This window comes from Corynebacterium propinquum DSM 44285 (assembly GCF_000375525.1).
Taxonomy (GTDB): Bacteria; Actinomycetota; Actinomycetes; order Mycobacteriales; family Mycobacteriaceae; genus Corynebacterium; species Corynebacterium propinquum.
Genome location: NZ_AQXC01000011.1, coordinates 39,688 through 64,776 on the forward strand (window position 1 = coordinate 39,688; position 25,089 = coordinate 64,776).

Consider the following 25,089-nt stretch of genomic DNA (forward strand, 5'->3'; position numbering starts at 1 on the left):
TTCTCGGGCATTCGCTTGTTACTAGTGGGGCCATTTGCAAGCTTTTCGGTAGGGCGAGCACGAGGCCGTGAAGTGATAGGGAATGCGAAAAGCCCTATCCCAGGAAGGGATAGGGCTAGTGCTTGTGCTACTCCGGCAGAAACAACCAGCGGACCAGGGCCGGTTGCACCGCCGAAAGTTTAGAGCACGCGGTCTACAGGTTTACAGCTCGAAGGTCTCATCCAATGGGACGGAAGCGCCAGTGAAGTCACTGTAACCATCATCGCCGTAAATGGAATCACCGTAGGTCGGGATGGAGTATGCCGCATTGCGGGCAGCCTCCGTCGGCTTGACGGTGATGTTGCGGTAACGGTTGATGCCGGTACCAGCCGGGATGAGCTTACCGATGATGACGTTCTCCTTCAGACCGATCAACGAGTCGGAACGCTTGTTGATGGCGGCGTCGGTAAGAACGCGGGTGGTCTCCTGGAACGATGCAGCCGACAGCCACGACTCGGTAGCCAGGGAAGCCTTGGTGATACCCATGATCTCGGAACGCATCTCGGCAGGCTGGCCACCTTCGGCGACCTGTGCCGCATTGACCTGCTTGGCCTCGGAGAGGTCGATCAGGTTGCCCGGCAGCAGCGAGGTAGTACCGGAATCGATGACGGTACCGCGACGCAGCATCTGGCGGATGATGATCTCGATGTGCTTGTCGTGGATAGCCACACCCTGGGTGCGGTACACGGCCTGCACTTCGTCGATCAGGTGCTTTTCGACGCCACGACGCCCCAGAACTTCCAGAACATCGTGTGGATCGGCCGCACCGCGCAACAGACGCTCGCCGACCTCGACGTGGTCGCCGTCGCGCAAAGCGCGCTCGATCATGGCATCCGGGTTGGATTCCATTGGGCGACGCACCTGGGCCAAGCCCTGGCGCTTCGACAGCTTCTCGTAGACGACGTTGTCCGAACCATCATCTGGGTGGATGGTCAGAGTCCAGAAGTTGCCTTCATCCGACAGCGAGATCTCGCCGGCGACGGAGGCGATTGGGGCGCGGTTCTTCGGGTTGCGGGCCTCAAACAGCTCCTGCACACGTGGCAGACCACCGGTAATGTCGCCACCGACACCACCCTGGTGGAAGGTACGCATCGTTAGCTGGGTACCAGGCTCACCAATCGACTGGGCAGCCACGATACCGACGGCCTCGCCGATGTCGACCAGGTTGCCGGAAGCCATGGACTTGCCGTAGCACTTCGCACAGACACCTGCTGGGGTCTGGCAGGTCAGAACCGAACGAACCTTGATTTCGGTGATGCCAGCGTCGACCAGCTTCTGTGTGTTCTCTTCGGTCAGGTCGTCGCCACCAGCAACCAGGACTTCGCCATTCGCGTCCTTGACGTCGCTGGCAACCACGCGGCCAGAAGCGGAGGTCTCCCACAGCTCGTGTACCGCGTAGGTGTCGTCGGTGATCTGCTCGCCGATCGGAACACGCACGCCCTGACGGGTTGCACAGTCTTCTTCGCGGACGATGACGTCCTGAGCGACGTCGACCAGACGGCGGGTCAAGTAACCGGAGTCTGCGGTACGCAGCGCGGTATCGGCCAGGCCCTTACGGGAACCGTGCGAGTTGTTGAAGTACTCGAGAACCGACAGGCCTTCGCGGAAGGAAGTCTTGATCGGACGGGTGATGTAATCACCCTTCGAGTTCACGACCATGCCCTTCATACCGGCCAGCGTCCAGATCTGGCGCATGTTACCGGCCGCACCCGACTTCACGATCATCGGAATTGGGTTGTCATCTGGGTACAAGTCCTCGACGGAGGAACCAACCTTGTCGGTGGCATCCTTCCAAAGTTCCACGAGACGCTCGTAACGCTCGCGCTCGGTCAGCGCACCCTGCTCCCAGTATTTGCGCTCGATACGCTCGGCCTCGGCCTCGTAGGATTCCAGGATCTCGGTCTTGTTCGGCAGGACCAACACGTCGTGCATGGTGATGGTCACGCCGGAGCGGGTTGCCCAGTAGAAGCCGGCATCCTTCATCTTGTCCAAAGTCTGTGCCACGGAGATCATTGGGTACTTAACGGCCAAGTCATTGATGACGTCGCCAAGCAGGATCTTCTCGTCGCCGCCGCCCTTACGGACCATGACGCCCTCGAGATAAGGGTAGTCCCAAGGCAGGAGTTCATTGAACATGATGCGACCCAGGGTGGTATCAGCCAACCAGGTGTCGCCGCGCTGCCAACCTTCTGGGAACTGCGCTTCTTCAATCTCGCGCGGTGGGCGCAAGTGGGAGATGCGGACCTTGATCGGTGCCTGCACACCAAGGACGCCGCGGTCGCGCGCCATGATGGCTTCCGCGTAGGACGAATAAACACCCTGCGCTGGACCGTTTTCGTCACCTGGCTGGTAACGGCCCTCGCCGCCCTGCTCGTCGGCACGCTTGTTCATGGTCAAGAAGTACAAACCGGTGACCATGTCCAGACGCGGCATCGCCAATGGCTTACCGGATGCTGGCGAGAGAATGTTGTTCGACGACAGCATCAGCACGCGGGCTTCGGCCTGGGCCTCGGCCGACAGTGGTAAGTGGACTGCCATCTGGTCACCGTCGAAGTCGGCGTTGAAGGCCTCACAGGCCAGCGGGTGCAGCTGAATAGCTTTACCTTCGACGAGTTTCGGCTCGAATGCCTGGATACCCAGACGGTGCAGGGTTGGTGCACGGTTCAGCAGAACTGGGTGCTCGGAAATTGCTTCTTCCAGCACGTCCCAGACCTCTGGGCGCTGGCGCTCAACCATGCGCTTCGCGGACTTAATGTTTTGCGCATAGTCATTTTCCACCAGACGCTTCATGACGAACGGCTTGAAGAGCTCCAACGCCATCAGCTTCGGCAGACCACACTCGTGCAGCTTCAGCTGCGGACCGACGATAATAACCGAACGGCCGGAGTAGTCCACACGCTTACCCAGCAGGTTCTGACGGAAACGACCCGACTTACCCTTCAGCAAGTCAGACAGCGACTTCAGCGGGCGGTTGCCTGGGCCTGCGACTGGACGGCCACGACGGCCGTTGTCGAACAGTGCATCCACCGACTCTTGCAGCATGCGCTTTTCGTTGTTCACAATGATCTCAGGAGCACCAAGATCCAGCATGCGCTTCAAACGGTTGTTGCGGTTGATGACACGACGGTAAAGGTCGTTCAAGTCTGAGGTCGCGAAACGGCCACCGTCCAGCTGCACCATCGGACGCAGCTCCGGCGGGATGACTGGAATAGAATCCAGGACCATACCGGCAGGGTCATTGCCGGAGTTCAGGAACGCAGCGACGACCTTCAGGCGCTTCAACGCGCGCATCTTCTTCTGGCCCTTGCCTTCGTTGATGATGCCGCGCAGCTCCTCAGCTTCGGCCTCCAGGTCGAAGTTCCGGATCAGGGTCTGGATAGCTTCCGCGCCCATGCCACCGGTGAAATAATCCTCGTAACGATCGACGAGCTCTTCGTAGATGGTCTCGTCGATGATCATCTGCTTTGGAGCCAGCTTGACGAAGTGGTTCCAGATTTCATCCAAGCGATCGACTTCGCGCTCGCCGCGCTCGCGCATGTGCTGCATTTCTTTCTCGGCAGCGTTTTGCACCTTACGACGTGCGTCGGCCTTCGCACCGGCTTCTTCCAGTTCCGCCAGGTCCTGCTCCAGCTTTTGGGCGCGCTCGGCGATCTCGGACTCTGTGTCGTCTTCTACGTCCTTCTTTTCCAGAAGCATTTCTGCTTCCAGGGTGGACAAGTCGTTGTGGCGGGCTTCCTCATCTACCGAAGTGATGATGTTCGCCGCGAAGTAGATGATGCGCTCCAGGTCCTTTGGAGCCAAGTCCAGCAGGTAGCCCAAACGGGAGGGAACACCCTTGAAGTACCAGATGTGGGTCACTGGAGCGGCCAGTTCGATGTGGCCCATGCGCTCACGGCGCACCTTGGACTTGGTCACCTCAACGCCACAGCGCTCACAAATGATGCCTTTGTAGCGGACACGCTTGTACTTGCCGCAGGCACATTCCCAGTCGCGGGTTGGTCCGAAGATGCGCTCACAGAACAAGCCGTCGCGTTCCGGCTTCAGGGTGCGGTAGTTAATGGTTTCCGGCTTCTTGACCTCGCCCTTGGACCAACGGCGGATGTCGTCGGCAGTGGCAAGACCAATGCGGAGTTCGTCGAAGAGGTTTACGTCAAACACGTAAATGCCCTTTCCCCTCCGATGAAGGAGGGATTGCAATGACTATTAAGGACTTTTGGTATTTCGGCGTTGGTGTTGCCGTTTAGGAGATGTCTGCAGCGGCGCCCTCATCGCGGGACAAGTTAATGCCCAGCGATGGTCCGGCTTCGTCGTCCTCGTCAGAGCCAGACAGCTCCATCGGGGTTCCGTCAGAAGAAAGAACCTCAACGTTCAGACACAGCGACTGCAGCTCCTTGAGCAAGACCTTGAAGGACTCTGGGATACCCGGATCCGGGATATTGTCGCCCTTCACGATCGCCTCGTAGACCTTCACACGTCCAACCACGTCGTCGGACTTGATCGTCAGAAGCTCCTGCAGGGTGTAGGCGGCACCGTATGCCTGCATTGCCCACACCTCCATCTCACCGAAGCGCTGACCACCGAACTGTGCCTTACCACCCAGTGGCTGCTGGGTAATCATGGAATAAGGACCAGTGGAACGAGCGTGAATCTTCTCGTCGATCAAGTGGTGCAGCTTCAGGATGTACATGTAGCCGACGGAGATCGGGTGCTCGAATGGCTCACCGGAGCGGCCGTCGAACAAACGAGCCTTACCGTGGCGGTCCACCATGACGTTGCCGTCACGGTTTGGACGGGAGTTAGCCAACAGACCAGAGACTTCTTCGTTGGAAGCGCCGTCGAAAACCGGGGTTGCGGTCAGCGAGTTAGCTGGAACGTCATACAGTTCCTTTGGCAGGGTCTTGATCAACTCTTCGTTCTGCGGATCGTTGGGATCAACCTTCCAACCGGCGTGTGCCAGCCAACCCAGGTGAATCTCCAGGACTTGACCAATGTTCATACGACGCGGAACACCGTGGGTGTTCAGGATGACATCAACCGGGGTTCCGTCTTCCATAAACGGCATATCTTCTGGTGGCAGGATCTTGCCGACGACACCCTTGTTACCGTGGCGTCCGGCAAGCTTATCGCCGTCCTGGATCTTGCGCTTCTGGGCGACGTAGACGCGGATCATCTCATTGACGCCTGGCGACAAATCATCATCGTCTTCGCGGGAGAATCGAGCCACACCGATGACCTTGCCGGTTTCACCGTGTGGAACCTTCATCGAGGTATCGCGAACCTCGCGGGCCTTCTCGCCGAAGATGGCACGCAGCAAGCGCTCTTCTGGGGTCAGCTCCGTTTCACCCTTCGGGGTGACCTTACCGACGAGGATGTCGCCTGGGCGGACGTCCGCACCAATGCGGATGATGCCGCGCTCGTCGAGATCACGCAGGACATCTTCCGAAACATTCGGAATCTCGCGGGTGATTTCTTCGGCACCCAGCTTGGTGTCGCGGGCATCAATCTCGTGCTCTTCAATGTGCACGGAGGTCAACGAGTCATCTTCCACGATGGACTGATTCAAGATGATCGCGTCCTCGTAGTTGTGGCCTTCCCATGGCATGAACGCCACCAGCATGTTGCGGCCCAGCGACATTTCACCGTTGTGAGTACCCGGACCGTCGGCAAGCACCTGGCCTGCCTCGACACGGTCCCCAATGTTGACCAGTGGAGTCTGGTTGTAGTTGGTTCCCTGGTTGGTGCGCTCGAACTTACGCAGCATGTAGGTGTCACGGATGCCGTCATCATCCATGATGGTGATCAGGTCCGCCGAAACGTTTTCGACGACACCTGCCTTCGGGGTGATGACGACGTCGCCAGCATCGTAAGCGGCGCGCAGCTCCATGCCGGTACCGACGTATGGTGCCTCGGAGCGAACCAGCGGGACTGCCTGACGCTGCATGTTGGCACCCATCAGTGCACGGTTAGCGTCGTCGTGCTCCAGGAACGGAATCATCGCGGTAGCGACAGAGACCATTTGGCGTGGGGAGACGTCAACGTAGTCCACACCATCAGCAGTGGTCACCGCAATATCGCCGTCTTTCTGACGGACCTCGATACGGTCGCTGAGGATGGTGCCGTCTTCTGCGGTTGGAACCTCAGCCTGCGCAATGGAATAACGGTCTTCCGCATCCGCAGCCAGGTATTCCACCTCGTTGGTGACTTTGCCGTCCACAACCTTACGGTATGGAGTCTCAATGAATCCGAAGGAGTTCACGCGGCCATAGGAAGCCAGCGATCCGATCAGACCAATGTTTGGACCTTCGGGTGTCTCAATAGGACACATACGTCCGTAGTGCGAAGGGTGCACATCTCGGACCTCAATGCCGGCGCGCTCACGCGACAGACCACCTGGGCCCAGCGCGGACAGACGGCGCTTGTGGGTCAGACCCGACAGCGAGTTGTTCTGGTCCATGAACTGGGACAGCTGGGAGGTACCAAAGAATTCACGAATCGATGCGGATACCGGGCGCACGTTAATCAGCGAGGTCGGCGTGATCGACTCCGCATCCTGGGTGGTCATGCGCTCACGCACAACGCGCTCCATACGGGACAAGCCGACGCGAACTTGATTCTGAATCAACTCGCCCACGGTACGCAGACGACGGTTACCGAAGTGGTCGATGTCGTCGGTGTCCAACATCAGGTGCTGACCATCCGGCGATTCCATCTCCCGCTCGCCGGTGTGCAGGCGCACCAAGTATTCCAGGGTGGTGGCGATGTCTTCTTCAGTCAGGGTGCTCAAACCATCGTGATCGCCGCCCAAGCCCAACTTGCGGTTGATCTTGTAACGACCAACGCGTGCCAAGTCATAACGCTTCGGGTTAAAGAAGGAGTTATCCAGCAAGGACTGCGCCAGATCGCGGGTAGGCTGCTCACCCGGACGCTGCTTGCGGTAAATCTCCAGCAAAGCCTCATCGGTATTAGCCACGCCATCAGCTTCCAGCGTGGACATCATGAGCTCAGAGAAGCCAAAACGCTCGCGGATCTTCTCTTCAGTCCAGCCCAAGGCCTTCAGCAAGACGGTAACCGGCTGGCGGCGCTTACGGTCAATACGGACGCCAACGGTATCGCGCTTGTCGACGTCGAATTCCAGCCAAGCACCGCGGGAAGGAATAACCTTCACGGCATGCAACGGACGCTCGGTGGACTTGTCGATTGAGCGATCAAAATAAACACCCGGGGAACGCACCAACTGCGATACGATAACGCGCTCGGTACCGTTCACGATGAACGTGCCTTTTTCAGTCATCATTGGGAAATCGCCAATGAAGACAGTCTGGGACTTAATCTCCTGGGTATCGGAGTTAATGAATTCCGCGGTCACATACAGTGGCGCGGAGTAGTTAATGTCTTTTTCTTTCGCTTCGTCGACGGTGTTTTTCACCGGCTCGAAACGTGGCTCGGACAACGAAAGAGACATGTTGCCTGAGTAATCCTCAATAGGCGAAAGCTCATTCAGGATATCCTCGAGCCCTGAAGTAATCTGCGCATCGGCACCGCGGCGTTCTTGCTCGCGCTCACGCCATTCCGGCGTACCGATGAGCCAATCATAAGAGTCTCGTTGTAGGTCTAAAAGCCCCGGGACGGCGATAGGTTCGTCGATCTTCGCGAACGAGTACCGTTGCGGGGCTCCAGGAATATTAGCCACTGAACTGGTCTGGCGGGAGACTGCCAAGATGGGTCCTTCCAGCACCTCACGCGGAAGCGGGTGTCAGCCACTCTGGCATGTGACTGCCCCACAACCGCTGGTATTTTTTAGCATCTTTTATTGCTGTGGATTCCCGTGATCAGATAGCATAAAATCACCTTGTCAAGTGAACGTTTTCACGAAAATTAACAAGGCTCAATCACGCACCTGTCCCCAGGATCCAGCGCAACGTAGCAGTTTATTGCAATTTGCTTATTTTGTAAAGTCCTGATCAGCAACTGTGACAGATGGGGTTAATGGATTAACCGTGGCTCAGGATTAATTCTGTCGGGCCCGTCGAAAGCCACCAAACACACCGATCAGTGCCAGCACCGTAATGACCGCACCAATTCCCAACACAATGTAGCGGATGAGACGCACTGTGTCATCGTCAGGGAATGATTCCGCCTGGGTAATAAGCTTGTCGACGTCTGCGTCGGTAAGCTGCGCCTGGTATGCGACGTCGTTTTCGATGCGCTCTCCCGTGTAAGTTGCAAAATAGTCGTCGACAGTTACGTGCAGATCGACGATCATTCCGGTGCGCGGATGTACGAAATAATCGCGCGTCGCCGAATGATGCAAATACAGCTGCTGGCCGATTGCGGGAGCCGGAGTTTGCTCAAGGGCTTCTTCCGGAAGTTCTTCTGCGTTTTCTTCTGGAGCTCCTTCAGGAGCCGGAAGCTCCTCCTGCTTAGTGTTGCGCGCATCCGCGTATTTCGAGGCGACGTTGACCGGGTCGATGACCTGGCGGTAGCGATACAGCTCCACCCCATCGACCGTGACTTCCTCCTGAAATGCCGCCGGGTGGGATTCACGAAGTGTCTCGTCAAACACGTCATAGCTGGTCTTTTCCGCGTTAACCGGGAATTTCAACCACTGGCCAGCGATCTCGACGTGCGCGGCCGGTGTCACCAACGTGTGGCTGAGTTGCGCGGTGCTCAGCGCTTCCCCCGTCCGACGGTCCATGTCGAAGGCCCAGACGTCGGCGTCGACAAGCTCGGTTGCATCTGGGGTATCGTCCGCGTGGCTATTCTCAGCCTGCTCGTCGGGCTGGCCTGCTTGGCTATCCGTGGTGCGTCGCACAAGCGTCGAACCGACACGAACGGCGACGGATTCTGCATCAGCAGGCTCCAGCAGATCCCAATGCAACTGACGCTGGTAACCAGTGGCGTCGTCGACAAGCCGAAAGGTGGTGTGCTGGACATCAAGCGGCAATCGCGCGTCAATGTGCACAAAGCGCGGAGCCAGGCCGGCGCCGACCACCAAGGCAAGGCCAATACCGATCGCAATGGCAGACAAAACGCGTGAGGCAGGCAGCATGTGTGGCAGTTTACCGCACCCGGGGACCGAGGACCTTCGATGATCCCCGCGTACCGTCACACCATATGAGATGACCGCGCTACAGGGTGGCTACTTAAAGCTCCTCACCGTGAAGCTCAACTGCCACCCAGGCGTCAACATCTTCCCCGGCACCTTCTGCATCCTCACCACGAACCGGAAGTCCCTGGTGCACGGTCGCCTTCGGACATGCCGCATCCACCTCCGACAATGCAGCACCCGCGCCGCCAGTAAACGTCACAAACGGATAGACATCCTTGCCTGCCAAACCGTCGGTCTCATCAAAAAAAGTACGAAGAATCATGGGGAGCTCCGCGTGCCACACCGGGCTGCCGACGATGATGCGCTCATACTTGCCGACGTCGGGCAGTTCGCCAGCGATGGCCGGACGGGCGTTGTCGCGCAGTTCTTGTGCCGAGCGCTGGTCGACGGAATCGAAGCCGTCGGAATAAGGATCAGCGGCGGTGATCTCGAAAGTGTCGCACTCGATGCGTTCGGCGATCATATCGGCGACACGCTTGGTATTACCGATTTCTAGTGTGCGGCGACCACCATCCCAGAGGTTTTCACCGCTGCGGGAAAAGAAAACGAGAAGAGTGTTCGGGGTGTTGGTCATGGGGAATCCTTTCTTCGCGAATGGTGGCATCCTGCGCGGGCAGCATGCCGACGATGCCGCCAATTGTGGTGGCATCACTAGGGTCTAGATTACCCCTTCTGGAGCCGAAAAATCATCCGAAAGTATGAGTAAACGGTGAAAGGTGGTTGCGCCCGCTAGCCTGGAAACACCTGAAAAACCATTGGCTCACAGCTAGGTCAACGCGTAGCGGCAACCGTCGTTATCTACCTCGGGGACAAGGCGCTCCGATTCCGCGACGATGGGCACACGATATTCGTTCTTCCAGTGACATCGCTGTGGCAACACCCCTAGCCGCACCAGGGTTAATAGGGGTCAAGGGGCAATAAGGGGTTAAAGGGTTATTCGGGGTTGAACGACGGGAAACGTGCGCCAAACCCCATAACAAAACCCGCGGGCACCTAAAGAGGTGAACCCGCGGGTTAGCGATTGTTACGAGTTATAACCGACTCGCGGCGGTAGCAAGAATGCTTGAGGTAGTAAAGACTACTTCAGCTCGACAGAAGCGCCAGCTTCTTCCAGCTTGGTCTTTGCAGCCTCGGCGTCGTCCTTGGAGGCGCCCTCGATGATAGCCTTTGGAGCGGACTCTACGAGTTCCTTGGCTTCCTTCAGGCCCAGGCCGGAAACGATTTCGCGGACAGCCTTAATAACGCCGATCTTCTTAGCGCCAGCGTCGGTCAGGACAACGTCGAACTCGTCCTTCTCTTCAGCAGCGCCTTCGCCAGCACCAGCGGCTGGAGCAGCAGCTACAGCTGCAGGAGCAGCAGCTTCAACGTCGAATACTTCCTCGAATTCCTTAACGAAATCGGAAAGTTCGATCAGGGTCATTTCCTTGAACGCTTCAATGAGCTCGTCCTTGGAGAGCTTAGCCATGTCAGGCTTCCTTTCTATAGTTGCGTGTTCTGCGCATTCGCGCTTCACAGTGCACAATGTGTCGTTGGTTCCGGCACATCGTCGGCATGCGGGCCACGCTGGATATTCCAGCCAGGCCGTGCAACCACGAGGGCCAGCACCGTGTGGTTTTAGCCTTCGTTCTGCTTCTTCTCTTCGAGAGCAGCGCCGAGGCGAGCCATCTTGGTAGCAGGTGCGTTGAACACTGCTGCTGCCTTTGCCAAGTTGCCCTTCATAGCGCCAGCCAGCTTCGCGAGGGTTACCTCGCGGCTGTCCAGGTCAGCCAAAGCCTTGACTTGGTCGGCATTCAGTGCGTTGCCATCCATGTAGCCGGCCTTAACGACGAGAGCGTCGTTTTCAGAACCGAACTTCTTGAATACCTTTGCAGCATCAACAGCTTCGCCCTTAATGAAGGCGATAGCGGTTGGGCCCTGGAAGTATTCGTCAAGGTCAGTGATTCCCGCTTCGTTAGCGGCAATCTTCAGAAGGGTGTTCTTGGCGACGGAGTATTCAACATCGAAACCCAGCTGATCACGCAGCTCGGAAATCTGCGGAACAGTCAGACCACGGTATTCAGTCAAAACAACCGAGTCAGACTCAGCCAGCTTGTTCTTCAGCTTGGCCAGCTCCGCAATGTTTTTCGGGTTTGCCATGGTTACTCACGCCTCCTTTCGATACATCCTAGTGGTGTCACCACGAGACTCCCCTGCCCCGGAATACCACCCATTCAGACTGGCATTCCGGCAACAAAAAAGCCCCGTGCAAGAGCACAGGGCGCACACAACCTTCTGGTTGGGATACACAAGTGTCTCCTGCGTGGGTCGTCGCCACCACGAGCAACTCGTGGGGTAACCTTCGATCCGCTACGCGGATAACCGACGGTCTTCGGTGAAACTTGAGCGCGGCATCAAAGCCGTTCAAACTTCACAATGAACTCTACCATTGGGTGTTGGCAGCGCCAAATCTCAATTAACCGATCAGTCGGCCAATCTTCGCAGTACACGTTGCGCTGCTCGCCACCCTGCCATGCCGTGCACACCTGCGCCTGGCAGGCTCGCCCCACTCGCCTGCAGCACCGGGACCTCCGGATTCATCGTCAGCGTGCCGACGTACTGGCGCTGGCGTGGCATCTGCGCCAAATTCATGGCCCCGCCTGCGATATCCCCGCCGATCACATTCGCGTTGGCTTCCTGCAACTGTGCTGGGGAAACCTGGTGGCGTTCGATAATTTGCGCAGAAAACCCGGAAGCAAATCGCGAAATCTGCGTTTCTATCAGGCCTGCTACTTCACCCGGGAATTTCTCCTGGTAACCATGCGGCACGTGGGCATAGGCCCAGAGGATGTGCGGTTGCGGTGAACCCTCCAGAACTTTTCCTGAATCTGGTTGTGCCTGCGCCGCCCGTCCAGTCCCCACCGACCACCGACTGCCGGAAAAGCGCGTAGGGTCCGCGGCCTGTTGTTGGCAGACCATCACGAATGGGTGCTCCGGCAACGTTCCCGCTGCTGCCTGGCTTTCCGCTAACTGCATCTCAGCCACGGATCCACCCACATGTACCGTGCCCGCCTCTGCCACCCGAGGGTCATTCCACTTCACCGGACCATTCATCAGATAGTCCACTTTGTACACCGCAGTCCCGTACTTCCATCGGCGTAGACTCCGCGAACGCAGCCTAGATAACTCTAACCCCTGTAAGGCCAGTAGCTGCCGCGGGGTTTGGGTGGTTACCACAGCGTCATAGGTTGCAAAACCAGAAAGATCCCGGATCTCAGCACCAGTTTCAATAGTCCCGCCGTAATGCTCAATCACGCGTGCTAAAGCCCTGGTCAACTGTCCGGTGCCGCCAAAAATCACCGGCCAGCCCGTGGACATCCCGAGTGCATTAAACAACAATCCAAACGCTGCGGTACCGGGCTGGGTCGGCGGGCGAATCGCGTGTACAGCAGAGCCGACCAGTAATGCCCGGGCAGATTCGTCGGCAAGCAGTCGCGAGCTCAAGCTGCTCGCTGACCACACACCCCACAAGCCCAAGCGCGCGAGAGCAACCGGGTGACGTGGGCGGACCGGAAGCACCGAGTTGACGAGCTTGCCGACGCCGTCGACAAGCGGTCTATGCAGGCGGTTCCACATGCGACGGTCGTGGTCGGAAAACTGTGCGGCGGTGGTTGCAAGGTCGCGGTGCACAATAGCCGCGGGTGCGTCGGCAAGCGGGTGCGCCATCGGGTACTGCGGATGCTGCCACTCCAACCCGTAGTTTTCGAGCCCTAACTGGCGAAACGCCGGGCTCACGACACCAAACGGATGAGCCGCCGCACCGAAATCAACTGCGCTCCCCGGCCCGAACGCAGGGTGGGTGCGCGCGGATCCACCGATGTGGGCGGCGGCTTCAAAAACTTCTACCCGGCATCCAGCCTGCGCTAAAACCGCTGCAGCAGTAAGGCCGTTCGGCCCGGCACCAATGACGGCGACCCGGGCCGCGCCATGGTGGGCAAAGGAAGGCCGAGCAAAACCAGAACTCATAGGTTAAGTCTAAGCGTCTGCGTTCTACGGCGACCATGTTGGCGTCATTTCTGGAGGCGTTCTTGTTGGCGGCGTTCCTTTTGGCGGCATTCCTGGAGGCGAGCAGATTCTTCATAACGGCGCCAAAAACGAGCTACCTTTTCTGGTTTGGGCTCGCGGCGCCAGATCACGGTCGCGGCAATTATCGCGATGCCTGCCATCATGACCGCGAACCACAATTTTCCCACCACAACCGTCGACAAGATCATTGAGGCCCACGCCGTCGCAATGATGTAAATCCGACGCTTGCGGCTTAAGGAACCAGAGTAAAAATCGATGAGATAATTACGCAGCGGTGAACGGTGCAGAATATAATATTCCAGCCGCTGCGAACTACGCGTGAAAAAGAAAAACGCCAGCAGCACAAACGGAGTTGCAGGTACCAACGGCACTAGCGCGCCGAAAGCACCAAGCCCCACACACAGCAGCCCAAGGGCCAGATAGAGATACCGCATAGCATCTTCAAGATTACCCCGAGTTCAGCAGAGTGAATAGAGATAATAGACAAAACCCACCTTCACTGTCCCCATAAACGGGAGTGAAGGTGGGCGGGAGCTTAAGTCTTGAGCTACTTAAGGCTTGGAGTATGAAACCTCGAGATGATTAAACCTGGAGAGGTTTAAGCCTCGACGGTGTAGTTCTTCTGCACCGATGGATCAACTGGAACACCAGGACCAGTAGTGGAAGAAACGGTAACCTTCTTCAGGTAAACACCCTTAGCAGCCGATGGCTTCAGACGCAGAACTTCGTCCAACAATGCGCCGTAGTTCTCAGCCAGAGCCTGCTCGCTGAACGATGCCTTACCGATCAGGGCGTGCAGGTTGGAAGCCTTGTCGACGCGGAAAGAGATCTTACCGCCCTTAACTTCCTTGATCGCCTTGGTGACGTCGTTGGTGACGGTACCGGTCTTAGGGTTCGGCATCAGGCCACGAGGACCCAACACGCGAGCGATACGACCAATCTTGGCCATCTGATCAGGGGTAGCAATTGCGACGTCGAAGTCGATCTTGCCTTCAGTCACCTGGGAAATCAGCTCATCAACACCAACGATGTCGGCGCCAGCCTGCTCAGCTTCGGTGGCCTTCTCGCCAGCTGTGAAAACAGCAACGCGAACGTCTTTACCGGTGCCATTTGGCAGGGACACGGTGCCACGAACCAACTGGTCAGCCTTGCGTGGGTCAACGCCCAGACGCATAGCAACGTCGATGGTGGCGTCGAAGTTCTTCGAAGAAGTGTCCTTAGCCAGCTTTACTGCCTCGAGTGGGCGGTACAGGTGGTCGCGGGAGATTTTGGTCGCGGCTTCTTTGAAAGCTTTGGACTTAGTGCTCATTTCTCAATTCCTTCTGTTGTGGGATTGTCGTGGTCAGCGAGCCGAAGCTGGCTCTGCCACGGTGGATGCGGCCGCATCGGACTGCGGCCGTGGGGCAAACATCAAGGCTGCGGTACGACAGACCTTAACGCTTGCGGGGGCCAGACTGGTGCCAGATTTAAGCGTCTGGGTGTCCGTCAACGTTCAGGCCCATGGAGCGAGCGGTACCAGCGATGATGCGGGCAGCGTTTTCCTCGTCACGAGCGTTCAGGTCTTCGAACTTGGTCTTGCCGATTTCCTTGCACTGTTCCCAGGTCACGGTGCCGACCTTCTGGGTGTGCGGAACGCCGGAGCCCTTCTGCACGCCAGCAGCCTTCAAAAGCAGCTTGGCAGCAGGTGGGGTCTTGAGCTTGAAGTCGAAGGAGCGATCCTCGTAGACGGTGATTTCTACAGGGATAACTTCGCCGCGCTTGTCTTCGGTAGCAGCGTTGTAAGCCTTGCAGAATTCCATGATGTTGACCTGGTGGGCACCCAGGGCAGGACCGACTGGCGGAGCAGGGTTTGCCTGACCAGCCTGGATCTGCAGCTTAATAAAGCCTGCTTGCTTCTTTTTCTTCTTTGGAGCCATCGTTTTACCTCAATTCCGTGGTACCAGCACCCCGCCACGATGAATAACGGGGACTGTCCGGATTCCGGCCTTCGCCGGCAACCGGGGATGTGTATTTTCCGATGTGCAGCACAATCGTTTTCAGCATGCCGTCTGGTATCTAACCGCAGGCACCCCAATCAGGCGCACACGAGGGACTAGCCTACTGCACGGTGTGGGGTCTTCCCAAACTACATAATGCGTTCGACCTGATCGGCGGTGAGCTCAACAGGAGTCTCACGGCCAAAGATGGATACCAATGCCTGCATCTTGCCGGTTTCTGGATCGATCTCAGAAATCGTCGCCGAAACGGAGGCCAACGCGCCGGACAGGATCGTGACAGCTTCGCCAACCTGGTAGTCGTGATTGACGCCGGATGCTGCAGGTTTTTGCGGAGCAACGGCCTGCTCTTCATCTACATGTGCTGGGGTCTCGTCGCGCGCCTCGGTAGTCTTCGGCAGCAGGAATTTAGCAACCTCACGGGTCTTGACGACGGTGGCGTTACCTTCGTTACCCACGAACGACGTCACACCCGGGGTGTCGCGAACAACAGACCACGCACGATCGTTAATTTCCATGCGCACCAGAACATAGCCAGGCAGAAGCTTTTTCTTGACGATCTTCTTCTTGCCGTCCTTTTTCTCCACGACGTTCTCGATCGGAACCACAACGTCGAAGATCGAGTCCTCAACCTCGAGAGTCTGGATACGCATATCCAGGTTGGTTTTCACCTTGTTTTCGTAACCCGAGTAGCACTGGATGATGTACCACTGCCCTGGCTGTTTCTTGAGTTCCCTCGTGAACTCCCGCAAGCGCATTCGGTAAGCGACATCTTCATCGGCGTCCTGAGCAGAAGCTGCGGCAGCAGATTCGGCGGAATCGTTCGTGGACTTCGATGCGGCAGCGCTGTCGCTTTCTGCAGCTTTCGCGGCAGCCTCGGTAGCTTTGACTGCTTCCTCATGGTCTTTCGCAAAATCATCAGAATCTGCGTCATAGTCGTCGCCAAGAGACTCACGATCTTCCTCGGCTGCCAGCTCTGCTGCTTCGCTGGCCTTTGCGACCTCAGGAGTTACTTCTTCAAAAACGTCGTTCTCGTTGTGGTAATCGTCGTGGTGATTATTGTCGTTCTGAGTTTCTTCGCTCACGTTAGCGCTACTCCCTTGTGCCTAGGGTTGTCGGGTGATTCGGACTGGTTATGCTCAAAAATTATCCCGCTTATCCATAAGGGACAAGCGGGATCACAACCTGATATATAGCGATTATACCTAAGGAGTTAGAACTGCTTCAACTCCCATGGTAGCAACCGTGTCGATGCTCCATACCAGGGCAGTAAGTACGAAAAGGAAGGCAAATACGACAATGGTGTACTGCACCATTTGCTTAGCGGTGGGCCACACAACCTTGCCCATTTCCGAGACAACCTCAGGAACGAAACGAGTAGGACCGCCGCCTGGCTTGTCATCGCGGACAGAGGAATCATCCACGTTCACGACGCGCTTTGCCTCGTAAGAAGCACTCGAGGTGGTAGAGGCACCGGAGCGTTGACGTTTACCGACTGGGCGAGCTGCTCCGCCGGTTGCGTTGTTCTCTTCGCTCACGTCAAAAACTCCTCAATGACCTACATTGGCCTCGGTGAATGACCTCATAAAAAATAATGGCAGGGGCGACAGGACTCGAACCTGCAACCTACGGTTTTGGAGACCGTTGCGCTACCAATTGCGCCACGCCCCTAGAGGGTGCTGGGTAACAGACCAGGCATCCAACTAGCAGAAGCCCGAACTTACAGCAGCCTTCACCTTAGCAGACCGGAAGCCGGTCAGCGCAAGGCTTGAGGTTATGGGAAAAGTTCCCAGTAGCGATGGCGGGAATTGAACCCGCGACACAACGATTATGAGTCGTATGCTCTACCACTGAGCTACACCGCCTGGTGTTGCAGCGTCTAAGGTGTTCGACCCTAAACAGCAACAGAGCCCCCTGACGGAATCGAACCGTCGACCTTTTCCTTACCATGGAAACGCTCTACCGACTGAGCTAAGGGGGCGCAGCCTCGAAACCAACTTGCAGTCTTTCGATCTACTTTGTTGCGCTCCGTTGAAGCCTCACACAGCCTAACCCAATTGAATACAAGTACACAAATCAGCAGCTTAGAATAGATTTTTCGGCAAAATACCCCCTTTGAACAGTTTACGATTACCGAAAGTCAATTGTTTTGTGGCGATCGCAGGCAGTAGGCCATCTTATAGTCATTGCAGGCGGACGACTGCTTAACGGCGGCATCAAGTTTCTTTCCGGATTATCCCCGGCTAAACACAGTAATCCTGACGGCTCCATAAGATGCCCACATAACGTGGAGCAAAAGAAGAACAAGCAGGCCGACACTGACGATATCAACCCATCCCATACCCCACTTCAGTGCTGCGGGTTGCGTCGACAAGGTATGCGTACCGAGACAACAGGTGCCAACAGGAAAAGTACTGGCCCACCACGTGGGGTTATAAGACATTGGGATGTTGCCGAAGACTGCTCCCCAATGCTTGATAATGGCATAACCAGCCAACGGAATGCCGAGACCAAGCATCACAACTCCATAAATCATTGCTCGGAAATGCCACTGCTCACCGGCAATCAACTGTGCACCAGCAGTGGACTGGCCGACAAGGCCCAGCGGAATCCAAGCAGTGGTGGCAAAGCTGGTGGGAAGATTGGGGAATGTACGCAAATAAATGAAGGCGAACGTCGGCACTGCTGTAGCCAAAGCCAGTGCAAAGCAAATTATGCCAATGTCGTGCACCATCGAACCCCACTCCCCCGCGTGCGGCACCAACTGAGCCGAGGAGGTTGCGGAAACCATCGGTGCAACCAGGGGCAACCCCAAGGTAAAAGCAGGAGCGACGGAACGGTCAAAAATAAGGAAATGTAGAAACCTTAGGCAGGTAGTTACACCAAGGATGGTTCCGGATCCCCAACATAAAATATGGATCAACCAAGCATCAAAAATAAGCGAGTAGGCGCTACCTAAAGCTAAAATCCCCATAGAGACCATGCCCCACGCAGGCATGTTGTTGGGGCGAAAGCCCGGATTCCGGTACGTAATGAAGCCTATCGAGAGCGCCAGAGCGAGAAGAGTTGCGGCAACAACCATGATCTTCGCGGGGAGATGTCCCACAACCGGGCTGAGATGAGTCTCAATAAGGGATGAGGAGATCCCTAATCCCATTACTGCTCCGGCCCAGCCAGGTCCGAGTGGCGGAAGCTCCATTTTATTCTCAATTTTAAGCATGCGCTTCAGGCTATGTACTGCTGGACGTTTGCGGGAGGGCACAAAATCCGCACAGGGTTACAATGAATGCATGTACCCCGCACGAGATTGTGATGACGCTCGGTTCTCTTCCGTTCGACGTAGCTACGTTCCCGATGCCCTCACGGTTGACGCCGTCCTCGCTGTAGCCCGACACGGAGGAATGAATCAGGCTGCCAAATATCTCAATGTTTCCCAACAGATGGTCAGTACACGTGTCGCTAAATTGGAAAAACAGCTAAATACACGTATTTTTTGGCGTGGCGCCGCGGGTAGTTCCACCACAAAAGTCGGACACCAAGTGATCCGTGTTCTTGAGGGTTTAGAGGGGGCACTCAACGATTGCGCGCATGGCCTGAAAGCAGCTACCGACAATGCTGTAACCGAGGGTCTTAAGCTGGTGGTTTCTCATACTGTGGCAGAAATAGACTACCCCCGGTGGGCAGCGGCCTTCCAACACAGTCACCCGCAGACGCATCTGCACATGCGTCAACTCAACAGTCGAGAGGCGCAGCGATACGTGGTCCAGGGACATGCGGAACTAGCTCTAGTTGAGGGTAACTGGGTGGCCCACGAACTACACCAGCGAGTGATAGGGCACGACGAGCTAATCGTTGCTGCACCCGCGCATCACCCCTGGGCAAAATCAAATAATCACAATGACCTGGATATGCCTTCAGCATCAATACCAGTGACGGAAACGGCTCCGATAACAAAAGAGGAGTTGCAATCCACACCTTTGGTGCTGCGCGAGCGGGGAAGCGGCACTCGAGAAGTCTTAGAAGACGCTCTGGAAGGTCTCGCCCCACCGATAGGAGAGTTTGGATCATTAGGAGCACAACGTACCGGGATAGGCACTCTAGGAGCACCAGGGGTAATCGCGAGACGCGCGGTATCATCGCAGTTAGCCACCGGGGAATACCTAGAGGTTCCGGTGATTGGCGTCAGTTTCGATCGTCCGCTACGGGTGGTGTGGAGCTCGAAGAACCGACTCTCCGCCCCAGCACGGCTGTTTTTGCGATTCCTTGTGGACTATACCGACAGACCTTTTGTCGCATAACCCCATAACTCCGAATTCTCCCCAGACCCACGCATGCGACGAACCCCACGCGGTAATTCGCGTGGGGTTTCACACTGTGCCAGGTAGAAGATTCGAACTTCTGAAGGCAATGCCGGCGGATTTACAGTCCGCTCCCTTTGGCCGCTCGGGCAACCTGGCGTGCACTATTTGGTGCAGTTACCTACCCTACTATAGACACCCAATAAACCTACAAATCGGCACTACAGTTGGGGTTTCGCGAGCCGAATAAGCGCATGTACAGGGAGCCAGCACCCAATGCTCCCAGCAACCGGACTAGCCCACCCGGCGCATGGTGTATTCCGCAAGCACACGCAGCGCGCGCGTGGCAGCAATATCCGGCAACTTGTCCAATTCACGATCCACGACATCCAAGTGGGCCTGGACGTCGGCAAGAGCTTTCGCACGCCCATCAGTCTCTCGGATCAACGCGATCGCACGCTGCACGTCGTCCTCAGCCTCCAGCGGACCCGTCAACAATGCGCGCAAATCACTACCAGCAGCGCTGTCATCTTCCAACGCATACAGCACTGGCAACGTAAACACGCCCTCGCGCAAGTCCGTACCAGGAATCTTGCCGGAATCCTTCGGATCCGAGAACAAATCGATAATGTCGTCGACGATCTGGAAAATCATTCCAATCGCCCCGCCGATAATCTGCAGGGAACGCTGTGTCGGCTCATCAGCACCAGCGTGGTAGGCGCCCAAGTAGCCCGCTGAAGCAATCAATACGGCAGTTTTTTCCTCAATCACCTTCTGATAATGCTCCACCGGGTTAGACTCACCCGCGCCGAGCGTCTCACGCATCTGGCCGGTGACCAACTCCTGAAACGTCTCACCAAAGTGGCGCACCGTCAAACTATCCATGGTTGACATAATGCGAGAAGCATGCGCCAACAACACGTCGCCAGACAAAATCGCCACCGAATTACTCCACCGCGAATTCGCCGATTCCACCCCACGCCGCTGGTCGGCTTCATCCATCACATCGTCGTGATAAAGCGTCGCCAAGTGCACAATCTCCACCACACTCGCTGCTTTATACACGTTGTCCGACTCTGCACGCGGGCCATATTCAGCCGCAAGCAACGCCATCATCGGGCGGAAGCGCTTGCCACCAGCGGTAGTTAAATGCAAAACCTTATCCGTGATGAACTCTGCGCCCTGCGAAAGCTCCGAACGCAGCAGGTCTTCGACCGTTTCCATCCCGGCAGCAATGCGCGAATTGAGCTGTTCATCCCCCAAATCCACAGCGGGGGTGTAACCAGAAACCTGGTTTTGGCCAGTGGTCATATCCGAGGTTTATCCTTGCGCTTATTCGTTCCCATAATTCCCGTCCTAACAGTAGTCGACGGAACAGGGCAAAAACACTTCCGGGGTCATAGTCATGCAACAATAATGGCCATGAGCCTTGCCGACGACTCCCCCGCTCGGCCCGATTCCGGGTCCCACACTGCGTCTTCCACGTCGAAACCTCCGAAAAGCGACATTCTTGCCGACGCCTCCAGCACCGGTAATGACGCTGTTTCCTGCGACATCGCGATTATTGGCGGTGGTCCAGCTGGATCCGCGGCTGCGATTTATGCCGCACGCGCCGGATGGGACGTCGTATTGGTAGACCAAGCACAATTTCCCCGCGATAAGACCTGCGGCGATGGCCTCACCCCACGCGCGATGGCGAAACTCCGGGAGCTAGGGCTTCTGGATGGAGTGAACCCGGGATACCTCAACCGGGGATTAAAACTGCACGGCTTCGGCGGATCAGTGACCGCCGCCTGGCCAGACGGGCACTTCGGGGCTGTGGGCACGGCCTGGCCACGGCGCGAATTAGACAACTACCTGGTGCAGCAAGCCGCGGCTGCCGGCGCACGGGTGTGGACCGGGTATTCGGGCGCTGATGTCGTCGTCAAGAACAATTCAATTGCGACCATCACGGTGCGACGGGTCGGTGGCCAGCAGGCGGCGGAGCAGTCGACTTCCTCGGGCAGCCAACAGCCAACAAACGACCAGCAGCCGTCGGCAAGCGAGATTACGCTGCGGCCGCGGTGGGCGATCGTGGCCGACGGGGTGCGCTCGACGTTTGGCAAAAAACTAGGGCGCGAATGGCACCGCAGTGAAGTCTATGGGATCGCCGCGCGGTCGTATTGCAGCTCGCCATACTCGGATGAACCGTGGATGCATTCGCACGTGGAACTGACCGACGAACAAGGCACCGTCCAGCCTGGTTACGGGTGGATTTTCCCGCTTGGCGACGGCACGGTGAACCTGGGATGCGGCGCATTGTCGACAGATAAACGTCCGGCAGCGATCAACACCAAGAAACTGCTGGAATTTTATGCCAGCCAACAGCGAGAGGCCTGGGGTTTGGGGGATCCCTACGAAGTGGCCTCGGCGTTATTGCCCATGGGTGGGGCTGTATCGAACGTAGCCGGGGCGAACTGGATGCTGATCGGCGACGCGGCGGCATGCGTGAATCCATTGAACGGTGAAGGTATCGACTACGGGCTGGAAACCGCCGAGCTAGCCGTGGGCCTGTTGGGCAGCGGCGTCGACCTCACCTTGGTATGGCCCGAAGTGTTGCGGGCGCATTTCGGCGAAGCGTTCATGTGGGCACGCACCGCGGCCCGGCTTTTGACCTACCCGCAGTTTTTGCCGGTATTCGGCCCGTTAGGGTTGCGGGGCCCGGCGGCGCGCTATTTAATGCCAGCGGCTGCTCGGTTGATGGGCAACTTAGTTACCGACGAAGACCGGGACCTGATTTCCCGGTTGTGGAAGAAAGCCGGAAAATATGCGGCAACGGTGCGGGCCGACACGCCGCTGTGGGATTCGACGGTTTAGGGAATATGGGGAACCTGCGATGCTAAAACCAATGGCGAGACATAAGTAAACAAGGCATAACTAAACAAAGCCAAACAAAGCCACCGCCGATATTAAGGAATCTGGCCAGTTTATCTGGTTATCTGGGCTTCTTAGTGTTTTCGTCACTCGTGACTCCTGTGTTCTTACGCTCCGACAGCACAAGTTTTGTTTCTACAAGCACCAGAAGCACGAAAATATAAACAGCAATCGCGATGACTTCAACTAGAGGCATTTCCTGAAGGCCGCCGGCAGTAGCGCGATAAAGAATCCACGCAGCGGGTAATGCTAAGAGAACTCCAGCCCAGGCCACTATCCTGGCTCGTGGCCGATTCCCATGTTTAAATTCATAGATAGCAGATAAGCCCGCTACGGCTATCGCGATTATCAAAATAGACAGAATTATCATTAGGGGCTCCGAACTGAGCTTACGGACGGCGAATATGGTTGAACTGAGCCTACGGACGGTAAATATGGCTCCAGTAAAATCTCACAACGGCATCGTATATTTTTTTCTTGGCGCCCTGGGGAATTAACGCCGGGGCCGGGACCGGAACCACTGCACCACTCGGGACGGTAAGCCCAATCGGACCCAGCCCAGACCAATTAAGCCTTCACAGCAGAATGCAGAGCCACAATTCCGCCAGTCAAGTTCTGCCAACCGCACTCAGTCCACCCATTAGCGTTGATATCGGCAGCCAAAGTCTCCTGATCCGGCCACATACGGATCGATTCCGCCAGGTACTCATACGCTTGCGCATTCGAAGAAATCACCCGCGCGATCGCAGGCAGCGCGCGCATCAGATACTCCTTGTACACCGTGCTAAATACTGGAACTACCGGGGTAGAAAATTCAGCCACTGTGAGCTTGCCGCCCGGTTTGGTCACCCGCGCCATTTCCCGCAGCCCGGCGCGAAAGTCGTGGATATTACGCAGCCCATACGAGATCGTGACGGCGTCGAAACTGCCATCCGCAAACGGCAAATGCATACCATCGCCAGCAACCTTAGGCACATCACGGTGGGCGCCGGCGGCCAACATGCCGGTGGAAAAATCACAGGCCACGCACCAAGCTCCGGAGCGCGCCAACTGCACGGTAGACACCGCGGTTCCGGCTGCTAAGTCCAGCACCTTATCCCCGGGCTGCAGATCCAGACGCTCACGGGTGCGCTTGCGCCAATAATTATCGATTCCGAGCGAGAGGACGGTATTGGTCAGGTCATAATTCTTGCTGACCGTATCAAACATCGACGCCACATCCACCGGCGCCTTATCCAGCGTCGCACGAGTGAGTTTCGGTGCTTGCTGAGGTTTATTGTCCTGGCCCTTTTTATCCTGGGCCTTTTTATCCTGGGCTCTAGCACCCTGGGCTTTATTGTCTTGCTCAGCCTTATTCGAAGAATCCACCCCACCAGCTTAATGGTTGGCGCCCGGAGATTCCCACGCAGCTGGGTTCACCTCCGCCAGCACCTGCCGGTAATAGTCCACCAACTGAGCACAGATCCTCGGCCAGGTCTTATCCTCCACGTGTTCGCGAGCTGCAGCGGATAATTCTTGCCGACGGCTCGGGGCTGCTAACCAGCTGACCGCGTCGGCAAGCTCGGCTTCGAAATTATCGGGATCCAGTAGCAGCCCAGTGCAGCCAGCAGGGTTTCCGTTGCTGTCACCAAGGTTCCCGTTGCTACCATCCCGGATCAGATCGACTGGGCCGCCTACCCGCGGGGCGATCGTCGGCACGCCGCTAGCCTGCGCTTCCTGGATGGTTTGGCAAAAAGTCTCCAGTTCCCCGGGGTGGACGAAAACATCGAAACTGGCATAGGCGGCCGCCAGTTCGCTGCCGCTGAGCGCACCGCAAAACACCGCATCCGGCATCGCGGCTTCCAACTCAGAACGGCACGGACCATCACCGACGATGACGAGCTGCACATTAGTCCGCCCGGACAAGGCAGCCAACCGGTGCACACCCTTCTCGTTGGCCAGGCGCCCCACATAACCGACGATGATTGGCGCTGTTTGCTCGGGCCGCCCTGCACACCACTTCCGACGCAGCGCATCCGAGCGTTTCTCCGGATGAAACAACTGCGTATCCACCCCGCGTCCCCACAGCGCAAGATTGCGCACCCCACGGGATTCCAACTGCTGGATGGTCTCCGTCGACGGCGCCAAGGTCAGCTGGCAATGGTTATGCATCCGCCTGATCCAACGCCAGGTAGCGCGCTGCAACACCCCCAACTGGTACAGACCTGCGAAACCTGCAATATCAGTCTGAAACACCGCGACTCTAGGAAGGCCTAGCCGCCGAGCAACCCAACCACCACCGCGCCCCAGCGCGAAGGGACTAGCCAGGTGCACGATATCCGGGCGGAATTCGGCGAGCGTGCGGTAGACGGTCGGCGTCGGCACGCCGATGGGCAGAGAATCGACGAACGGCAAGCGGATCGTCGGCACGCGCACGACCCGGAAACCCGCGTAGTGGGAAATTTCAGTATGGTCCGGGCCCCAGCTGTGTGGATCCCTGCTGTGTGGGCCCGTGCCCTGGGAACTCTTGCCGTGTGGTCCGGGCGCGATAACGATGGCGTCGTGGCCTTGCGCGTTCAGATATTCCAGAATGCGGAGGACGGAGTTGCTGACCCCGTTCACGTGCGGCAAAAAAGACTCGGCGACGATGGCCACGCGCAGCCGCGATCGGGCCGAAGGTGCAGACAACAACTAG

General features: G+C 57.1%; 19 protein-coding genes and 4 tRNA genes. 2 read left to right on the forward strand and 21 right to left on the reverse strand.

Annotation, left to right across the window (positions count from 1 at the left end):
- Positions 1 to 201 precede the first annotated feature (201 nt).
- The 16 genes from B142_RS0109550 to B142_RS0109630 all read right to left on the reverse strand — a co-directional run bounded on the left by B142_RS0109550 (position 202) and on the right by B142_RS0109630 (position 18,424).
- A complete protein-coding gene (locus B142_RS0109550; protein ID WP_018121324.1) occupies positions 202 to 4,197 on the reverse strand; it encodes a DNA-directed RNA polymerase subunit beta' in 3,996 nt (1,331 codons plus the stop codon).
- An 82-nt stretch (positions 4,198 to 4,279) separates the two neighbouring features.
- Positions 4,280 to 7,774, reverse strand: a complete 3,495-nt coding sequence (rpoB, locus tag B142_RS0109555; protein WP_026168024.1) for a DNA-directed RNA polymerase subunit beta — start codon at positions 7,772 to 7,774, stop codon at positions 4,280 to 4,282.
- Between the two features lie 273 nt (positions 7,775 to 8,047).
- Positions 8,048 to 9,088: a cell envelope lipid trafficking protein PgfA gene (gene pgfA / locus B142_RS13020; RefSeq protein ID WP_018121326.1), complete on the reverse strand. Its 1,041-nt coding sequence runs from the start codon at positions 9,086 to 9,088 to the stop codon at positions 8,048 to 8,050.
- Positions 9,089 to 9,182: 94 nt separating this feature from the next.
- Positions 9,183 to 9,797, reverse strand: a complete 615-nt coding sequence (locus tag B142_RS0109565; RefSeq protein WP_236658189.1) for a flavodoxin — start codon at positions 9,795 to 9,797, stop codon at positions 9,183 to 9,185.
- Positions 9,798 to 10,226: 429 nt separating this feature from the next.
- Positions 10,227 to 10,613, reverse strand: a complete 387-nt coding sequence (gene rplL, locus B142_RS0109575) for a 50S ribosomal protein L7/L12 (RefSeq protein WP_018121329.1) — start codon at positions 10,611 to 10,613, stop codon at positions 10,227 to 10,229.
- A 149-nt stretch (positions 10,614 to 10,762) separates the two neighbouring features.
- Positions 10,763 to 11,284, reverse strand: a complete 522-nt coding sequence (gene rplJ, locus B142_RS0109580; RefSeq protein ID WP_018121330.1) for a 50S ribosomal protein L10 — start codon at positions 11,282 to 11,284, stop codon at positions 10,763 to 10,765.
- A 324-nt stretch (positions 11,285 to 11,608) separates the two neighbouring features.
- The gene (locus B142_RS12490; RefSeq protein WP_018121331.1) at positions 11,609 to 13,150 is read right to left on the reverse strand and encodes a phytoene desaturase family protein; all 1,542 of its coding nucleotides are present in this window, start codon (positions 13,148 to 13,150) and stop codon (positions 11,609 to 11,611) included.
- A 44-nt stretch (positions 13,151 to 13,194) separates the two neighbouring features.
- Positions 13,195 to 13,644, reverse strand: coding sequence for a YbaN family protein (locus B142_RS0109590; protein ID WP_018121332.1), 450 nt, complete (start codon positions 13,642 to 13,644; stop codon positions 13,195 to 13,197).
- 164 nt (positions 13,645 to 13,808) lie between these two features.
- Entirely contained in the window at positions 13,809 to 14,519 is a 711-nt protein-coding gene (gene rplA / locus B142_RS0109595; RefSeq protein ID WP_018121333.1) for a 50S ribosomal protein L1, read from the reverse strand.
- A 157-nt stretch (positions 14,520 to 14,676) separates the two neighbouring features.
- Entirely contained in the window at positions 14,677 to 15,126 is a 450-nt protein-coding gene (gene rplK, locus B142_RS0109600) for a 50S ribosomal protein L11 (RefSeq protein WP_018121334.1), read from the reverse strand.
- A 209-nt stretch (positions 15,127 to 15,335) separates the two neighbouring features.
- Positions 15,336 to 16,289: a transcription termination/antitermination protein NusG gene (gene nusG, locus B142_RS0109605; RefSeq protein WP_018121335.1), complete on the reverse strand. Its 954-nt coding sequence runs from the start codon at positions 16,287 to 16,289 to the stop codon at positions 15,336 to 15,338.
- Between the two features lie 120 nt (positions 16,290 to 16,409).
- Positions 16,410 to 16,742 (reverse strand): preprotein translocase subunit SecE, encoded by a 333-nt coding sequence (gene secE, locus B142_RS0109610; protein ID WP_018121336.1) that lies wholly within the window; start codon positions 16,740 to 16,742, stop codon positions 16,410 to 16,412.
- Positions 16,743 to 16,799: 57 nt separating this feature from the next.
- Positions 16,800 to 16,875 (reverse strand) — tRNA-Trp (locus B142_RS0109615).
- A 122-nt stretch (positions 16,876 to 16,997) separates the two neighbouring features.
- Positions 16,998 to 17,069: transfer RNA gene (locus tag B142_RS0109620), tRNA-Met, on the reverse strand.
- Positions 17,070 to 17,112: 43 nt separating this feature from the next.
- Positions 17,113 to 17,185 (reverse strand) — tRNA-Thr (locus tag B142_RS0109625).
- Between the two features lie 252 nt (positions 17,186 to 17,437).
- Positions 17,438 to 18,424 carry a TDT family transporter gene (locus B142_RS0109630; protein ID WP_018121337.1) on the reverse strand — a complete coding sequence of 329 codons (987 nt, stop codon included), beginning with the start codon at positions 18,422 to 18,424 and terminating at the stop codon, positions 17,438 to 17,440.
- Between the two features lie 181 nt (positions 18,425 to 18,605).
- Between B142_RS0109630 and B142_RS0109635 the strand changes: the two genes are divergently transcribed.
- Positions 18,606 to 19,502: a LysR family transcriptional regulator gene (locus B142_RS0109635; RefSeq protein WP_018121338.1), complete on the forward strand. Its 897-nt coding sequence runs from the start codon at positions 18,606 to 18,608 to the stop codon at positions 19,500 to 19,502.
- 77 nt (positions 19,503 to 19,579) lie between these two features.
- Here the strand turns inward: B142_RS0109635 and B142_RS0109640 are convergent.
- Both B142_RS0109640 and B142_RS0109645 read right to left on the reverse strand, forming a co-directional pair.
- Positions 19,580 to 19,661: transfer RNA gene (locus tag B142_RS0109640), tRNA-Tyr, on the reverse strand.
- Positions 19,662 to 19,796: 135 nt separating this feature from the next.
- Entirely contained in the window at positions 19,797 to 20,813 is a 1,017-nt protein-coding gene (locus B142_RS0109645; RefSeq protein ID WP_018121339.1) for a polyprenyl synthetase family protein, read from the reverse strand.
- A 105-nt stretch (positions 20,814 to 20,918) separates the two neighbouring features.
- On the opposite strand from B142_RS0109645, the gene B142_RS0109650 reads away from it, so the two are divergent.
- A complete protein-coding gene (locus B142_RS0109650; protein WP_018121340.1) occupies positions 20,919 to 22,358 on the forward strand; it encodes a geranylgeranyl reductase family protein in 1,440 nt (479 codons plus the stop codon).
- Between the two features lie 118 nt (positions 22,359 to 22,476).
- Here the strand turns inward: B142_RS0109650 and B142_RS0109655 are convergent, their stop codons facing one another.
- The 3 genes from B142_RS0109655 to B142_RS12495 form a co-directional block, all read right to left on the reverse strand.
- The gene (locus tag B142_RS0109655; RefSeq protein ID WP_018121341.1) at positions 22,477 to 22,785 is read right to left on the reverse strand and encodes a hypothetical protein; all 309 of its coding nucleotides are present in this window, start codon (positions 22,783 to 22,785) and stop codon (positions 22,477 to 22,479) included.
- Between the two features lie 197 nt (positions 22,786 to 22,982).
- Entirely contained in the window at positions 22,983 to 23,654 is a 672-nt protein-coding gene (locus B142_RS0109660) for a demethylmenaquinone methyltransferase (RefSeq protein ID WP_026168027.1), read from the reverse strand.
- Between the two features lie 138 nt (positions 23,655 to 23,792).
- A complete protein-coding gene (locus tag B142_RS12495; protein WP_311199478.1) occupies positions 23,793 to 25,082 on the reverse strand; it encodes a glycosyltransferase family 4 protein in 1,290 nt (429 codons plus the stop codon).
- Positions 25,083 to 25,089 lie beyond the last annotated feature (7 nt).

Bases quoted from the DNA above. Each gene is read 5' to 3' on its own strand.
- pgfA (WP_018121326.1), bottom strand. From the start codon at position 9,088: ATGCTGCCTGCCTCACGCGTTTTGTCTGCCATTGCGATCGGTATTGGC.
- B142_RS0109565 (WP_236658189.1), bottom strand. From the start codon at position 9,797: ATGCCACCACAATTGGCGGCATCGTCGGCATGCTGCCCGCGCAGGATG.
- rplL (WP_018121329.1), bottom strand. From the start codon at position 10,613: ATGGCTAAGCTCTCCAAGGACGAGCTCATTGAAGCGTTCAAGGAAATG.
- rplJ (WP_018121330.1), bottom strand. From the start codon at position 11,284: ATGGCAAACCCGAAAAACATTGCGGAGCTGGCCAAGCTGAAGAACAAG.
- B142_RS12490 (WP_018121331.1), bottom strand. From the start codon at position 13,150: ATGAGTTCTGGTTTTGCTCGGCCTTCCTTTGCCCACCATGGCGCGGCC.
- B142_RS0109590 (WP_018121332.1), bottom strand. From the start codon at position 13,644: ATGCGGTATCTCTATCTGGCCCTTGGGCTGCTGTGTGTGGGGCTTGGT.
- rplA (WP_018121333.1), bottom strand. From the start codon at position 14,519: ATGAGCACTAAGTCCAAAGCTTTCAAAGAAGCCGCGACCAAAATCTCC.
- rplK (WP_018121334.1), bottom strand. From the start codon at position 15,126: ATGGCTCCAAAGAAGAAAAAGAAGCAAGCAGGCTTTATTAAGCTGCAG.
- B142_RS0109630 (WP_018121337.1), bottom strand. From the start codon at position 18,424: ATGCTTAAAATTGAGAATAAAATGGAGCTTCCGCCACTCGGACCTGGC.
- B142_RS0109635 (WP_018121338.1), top strand. From the start codon at position 18,606: ATGAATCAGGCTGCCAAATATCTCAATGTTTCCCAACAGATGGTCAGT.
- B142_RS0109645 (WP_018121339.1), bottom strand. From the start codon at position 20,813: ATGACCACTGGCCAAAACCAGGTTTCTGGTTACACCCCCGCTGTGGAT.
- B142_RS0109650 (WP_018121340.1), top strand. From the start codon at position 20,919: ATGGCCATGAGCCTTGCCGACGACTCCCCCGCTCGGCCCGATTCCGGG.
- B142_RS0109655 (WP_018121341.1), bottom strand. From the start codon at position 22,785: ATGATAATTCTGTCTATTTTGATAATCGCGATAGCCGTAGCGGGCTTA.